We start from the raw sequence: 5,155 nt of genomic DNA, 5'->3' as shown, positions 1-5,155 counted from the left end.
TCCGTATCAAAAGCGGTGAAAGCATGATTCTGAGGGAAGAAATAATTTACCCCAAATGAGAAGGAAAGGTTTCGTAATCTTCTTCCTGCCTGGTTAAATTGAGCCTTTAATTCAGTGAGTAGGTTGGGTGCAGGAATAAAAGGGACATTTTTCTCTCCTTCAGGCCGTCCTATTTGAATACCTCTTACATAGGAAAAAGTATTTTGGAAGTGCAGCCAATCCAATGGATGGGGGTGCAGATCAATCATTAATTCTCCCCCATAGAGGTTGGCATTATTTTGTACATACCGGAAGGCTTCAATATGGCCTTCTTCCTCATGACCATGTCCATGGTCATCCCCATCATCAGGAATTTCAAAATTTTCATCCTTTTCCAGGTATATAAAGTTGGTAATGTAGTTGTTAAATACAGTTGCTTCCAGAGAAACGTGATCTGTATTGAGTACAATTCCAAAATCTACCTGATAACTGTTTTCAGGTTTTAGATCAGGGTTTCCAATTTCATAGCGAAGAGTACCATGGTGCACTCCGTTGGATCCTAGCTCGGAAATATTGGGTGATCGAAATCCTTTGGCTAGGTTAAGTTTAGCAATAAACCGGTCTGTAATCCTATAACTGGCACCCAAACTGGCGGAGTAATTGGCAAAAAAGGTATCGAAGGCGGTAAAACGGGTTTCTTCTATTTCTTCTTCATGGTCGTCGTGATCGTCCGGGTCTTCGTGTTCATCTTCCTCATGTAGGTAGAGAGCATGGGAATTTATATTTCGCATATCAAATCGAAGTCCTCCACTGATAAACCATTTTCCGAAATCCCTTTGTGTAAGGGCAAAAATTCCCCCGTCTGTTAAATCGAAATCCGGAATAAGAAATTCAAACCCTCTGTTTCGGCTGTTTTGAATCATTCCGTTAATGCCAAGGGTAGATTCCCACCCATTGATTTCTGACAAAAGATATTTAACATCGTAATTGAAAGTGCTAAGGAGAAGATCTAATCCTGGTGTATCAGAGTCTTCAATTTCTTCAAACTCTCTTCTGTTATTTTGTTGAAAGCCCAAATTTACATTCAATGCAGATTCTCCTAGAAAGAATTTATTATTGGAGGCCACTCTAAAGTGGTTTATAGTTTGACGAGGTAAACCTATTCCATAACCATTTAAATCATTAGCCGTTACAGAAACCTCTTCTACCTCTCCTTCTTCATTGAGTATTCCCCGAATAAAATTGCCATTTTCATCTCGCTCCCCTTCCACAATTCCAATAGTGTTGTTCCAATTGCTGACACTTAGGCGTGAATAACCCCATTTTCTTGTAATGCCAAGGCTTGCATTTGCATCCAGTTCCTCAAAACCAGAATTAAAGACTTTTCCGTCATAGGCATTTTGATAATCACCTGCTTTTTTAGAGGTGATTCTTGCCAACCAGTCTATGCCGTTGACGTTTCCCGCGTTCATAGCAGAATAGGCCTGCAAATTATTATTTGATTGATAATTGGCTTCAATATTACCGATTATCTTTCCCGTTTCCACTGGTTTTGGAGGAAGGAAGTTAATGACTCCTGCCATTGCATCCGAACCATACATTAAACTACCTGGGCCCTTAATGATCTCTGCACGATCTATTGCATATTGGTCAATTTCAACCCCATGTTCGTCTCCCCATTGTTGCCCTTCTTGGCGGAGGCCATCATGAAGCACCACTACACGATTGGAGCCCAATCCCCGAATAATGGGTTTGGAAATGGCAGGTCCCGTAGTAATTTGAGAGACACCTGGCTGCTTGGCTATTGCATCAATTAAGTTGGTGGAAGGTGTAATTCCGGTCGTCAAGTTTCCTACCGAAAGGGTCGGAATGGGGTTTATTGTCCTTTCAGTAGCAGCCGCTGTTCCTGTTACAATCACTTCCCCGATTTCTGTTGCAGAGGGAGAAAGCTCGAGATTAAATCGGGTGTTTCCTTCAATAGAAATGGTTTCCACCTTAGAGGAATAGCCCACAAAACGTGTTTCAACCTTGAAGGAACCGGTTGGCAAATTCTTGAATTCAAAATTCCCGTTTTTATCGGTAGTAACCCCTTTGTTTAATTGGGGAATAAAAATGGTAGCTCCGGGTAATGGGTCATCTGTGTTTTCTTCCGTAATTGTCCCATAAAGGTTGTTCTGTGCTTGTGCTTGTATTATTAAAAGTAAACTTAATATTAAGCTAAAAAGGGTTTTCATTAGTTTCTTTTGATTAAGCGTTGCGTAAAAAACTGTCAAACCTTTAGGAAACCGATTTTCTATTTTAAAGGAGAAAATAGACCCAGGAAGGTAATTCAGATATTTTTATGAGGAGAAAGGATTACCAGTGCGTTCAGAGTACTTGTATTCTGCTTTACAAAGCTTCCTGTAGACTGTGGTTCACCTAATAATTGGATACCATAGTCTAATTATTCAGCTTTTCTATCCCTTTCCATGAAAAAATGCTCTTTTAAGCATTGGATTGATTTCTTGAAAACGGCTTTAAGTATAGGTAAATCAGTCTGATGGTTTTTCCTTCGAAAAAGAAATGATTTTAGCAACCAAAAGGACTTCCATGTACGTTTTTCATCTTTGAAGAAAAAAAGTATATATGGGTGTTCTTAAGAAAAAAAGCTGTAAGAGGTTCTTCTAACTTCCTTTTGTCTTTTCACCCACGTCGGTGAAATAGTGCTGTTTGGCCATTTTCTTAATATGAAATTGATGACCCAACTAAAAAGGAAGTGTTCTAGACAACCAAACTTAAGTTCATTAATGCTAAAATGGACTGAATTTTACCATTTTTAAAGCGCGATTTTACAGAAATCAACTACAAAAAAACTAATAAATGGGGGAGCCCGCCCTTGAGAAAGGCCAGTATAAGCATAAAAAACATGTCCTTGAAGGTAAGCAAAAAAAGGCTTTAAAAGAGGGCCCTTCAAAGAGCGATAAAAATCACTTCCTACATAAAATTGACTAATAGAGTTATGGATTTTACAAACCAGACAATTTATATAGGTATTTTCTTTTTCAAAATGTACCTGATGTTCATTACTTCTATTTAATGCAATGTTTATTGCATTGTCCGTATTAAGCTGTTTTTGATTTTGGGCCTTTTCAATATTAAGTTGAGCCTTAAAAATCTCATTATCATGCTTATGGTAGAGATTAAAAGGGAAAATGCTTACTGATATAGAAAGCAGTAAGAAGTGAGCAATCGCTCTTTGTACTCTATGTTTTTTAGATCTCAACACATTGCAAATTTATAAATTGTTTTTGATTCTGCAATAATGTTGCAAAATTGTTCTTATTTACCTTAAAAATTTATTCCTGGGGAAAACACTAGATCAAACCGTGTGTTCTTTTTTTATAGGAAATGCTACCATCTAAATTTTTAAGATTAAATAGGTGTCCAAATGAAAAGGTATTTATTCAGCACACAGTTTGCTCAATCTTTTTTTGAAAAGCTACTTAGGATGGCACTTAGAGGATTAAATTATGACAAAGGGCAGTATCCTGATAGAAGCGGGGAAGATTATGTGTTAAAGCAATTAAGGAAGAAAAATCCACAAAAAGAATTGACCATTTTTGATGTTGGGGCCAATAAAGGACAATATTCGGAAATGGTGAAAAACGCATTGAATGGACCCTATTGGGTTTATGCCTTTGAACCACAAAATTTTGCTTTTAACATTTTAAAGAAGCAGGAAGAAGAAGGAAGAATGACTGCCTTTAATTTTGGTTTTGGAGATAAAGTAGAGCGAAAGCATATTTATTTTGATACAAAAGGCAGTGTATGGGGATCTGTTTTTCCTGCTCACTATGAAAATTACGAGGTTCAACTGTGTGAGTCTGAGGAAATACAACTCAAAACTGTCGATAGTTTTTGTTTAGAAAATGGTATTTCCGAGATTGATTTATTAAAAATTGATGTAGAAGGTTTTGAAATAGAGGTTTTAAAAGGATGTGCCGAACTGCTTAAATCTCATAAAATTCAACACGTTCAATTCGAGTTTGGGTTAGCAGCAATTGAAGCCAGGGTATTCCTAAAAGACTTTTTTTCAATTCTTAAAGATTACGACATTTATAGAGTGTTACCATTCGGGTTTAGAAAAATTCACTATAGTGAATGGTCCGAATTATTTCTGACTACTAATTATTTGGCAGTTTTAAGATAGAGACACGGTGTCATGTCAAAAACTAAGAAAACATTATACTCTCATAGGTGGAAAGAAGACAACTTAGAATTAATTGTTCAGGAGATAAAAGAAAGAATCGCTAAGGAAGGAAATAAGCCCCATGTGACGGTGGACCGTCAATTACAAATTCTCGATGAAATGCTTCAATTTGACTTTGGTCGTTTCTTAATTCAAAATAAGGGTTTAAATGGAGAGTGGACAGATTATTTCCTTTGTTATCCGGATAGGGGAAAAATTACCCATAAAAATAATAGGGGAGAACCTTTTACCCCTATGGAAAAAGCGTTTCTGGAACGATTCCCAACATTTGTCAGAAATCAGGTAAGGTTTAAGGTAGAATTAGAGGTAACCCAAAAATATTTAAAAGAAGGAGGTAAGTATTGTGCTATTCCTTGTGGTCTGATGGGTGAATTGCTTTACCTCGACTATGGAAAGCTAAAAAAGTTTGAACTGATAGGAATTGATTTGGATCCGGATGCTTTAGATCAAGCAAAGGCTTTGGCCTCAAAAATGAATCTATTGAATCATTGTCGTTTAATTCAAGAAGATGCTTGGTCCTTAAAAATTGCAGAAGAGTTTGATCTGGTCATCAGTAATGGGTTGAATGTTTATGTACCAGAGGATGAGAAAGTTACGGCGCTTTATAGGACTTTTTTCAAAAGCTTAAAGAAAGGTGGGGTTTTCGTTACTTATATGTTACCCCCTCCACCAAAACTGGTTCCTAGGTCAGAATGGAAGCAATTGGACCTCAATTATGATGATTTCCTGTTGGAATATATCGTCCGTAAAGATATTGTAAGGGGGAAGTTTCGAAATTTTCGTACTGACGAAAAAACAAAAAATCAATTACAAGAAGCAGGTTTTAATAAAATTGAGGTAATTGAAGACAAAGTGGGAATTGTGTCCCTCTTTATCGCCCATAAGTCTTAATTCATCATGTTTCAATCTTGATCTTTGCATTTTTTT

Annotated in this window: 4 protein-coding genes; 2 read left to right on the top strand and 2 right to left on the bottom strand. The window is 36.9% G+C overall.

The window, feature by feature from the left end; genetic code table 11:
- Both E1171_RS07570 and E1171_RS07565 read right to left on the bottom strand, forming a co-directional pair.
- Positions 1 to 2,213 (bottom strand): TonB-dependent receptor (locus tag E1171_RS07570; RefSeq protein ID WP_155205407.1); only part of this gene is annotated, 2,213 nt, incomplete at its 3' end.
- Between the two features lie 581 nt (positions 2,214 to 2,794).
- The gene (locus tag E1171_RS07565) at positions 2,795 to 3,241 is read right to left on the bottom strand and encodes a hypothetical protein (RefSeq protein WP_155205406.1); all 447 of its coding nucleotides are present in this window, start codon (positions 3,239 to 3,241) and stop codon (positions 2,795 to 2,797) included.
- 165 nt (positions 3,242 to 3,406) lie between these two features.
- On the opposite strand from E1171_RS07565, the gene E1171_RS07560 reads away from it, so the two are divergent.
- Together E1171_RS07560 and E1171_RS07555 are read left to right on the top strand one after the other, a co-directional pair.
- Positions 3,407 to 4,168 (top strand): FkbM family methyltransferase, encoded by a 762-nt coding sequence (locus E1171_RS07560; RefSeq protein ID WP_155205405.1) that lies wholly within the window; start codon positions 3,407 to 3,409, stop codon positions 4,166 to 4,168.
- 12 nt (positions 4,169 to 4,180) lie between these two features.
- The gene (locus tag E1171_RS07555; protein ID WP_155205404.1) at positions 4,181 to 5,119 is read left to right on the top strand and encodes a class I SAM-dependent methyltransferase; all 939 of its coding nucleotides are present in this window, start codon (positions 4,181 to 4,183) and stop codon (positions 5,117 to 5,119) included.
- The last annotated feature ends 36 nt before the right edge of the window (positions 5,120 to 5,155 follow it).

Origin of the sequence: Xanthovirga aplysinae, assembly GCF_009711365.1 — a bacterium.
GTDB lineage: Bacteria > Bacteroidota > Bacteroidia > Cytophagales > Cyclobacteriaceae > Xanthovirga > Xanthovirga aplysinae.
This window is presented reverse-complemented; position numbering and strand designations above follow the sequence as displayed.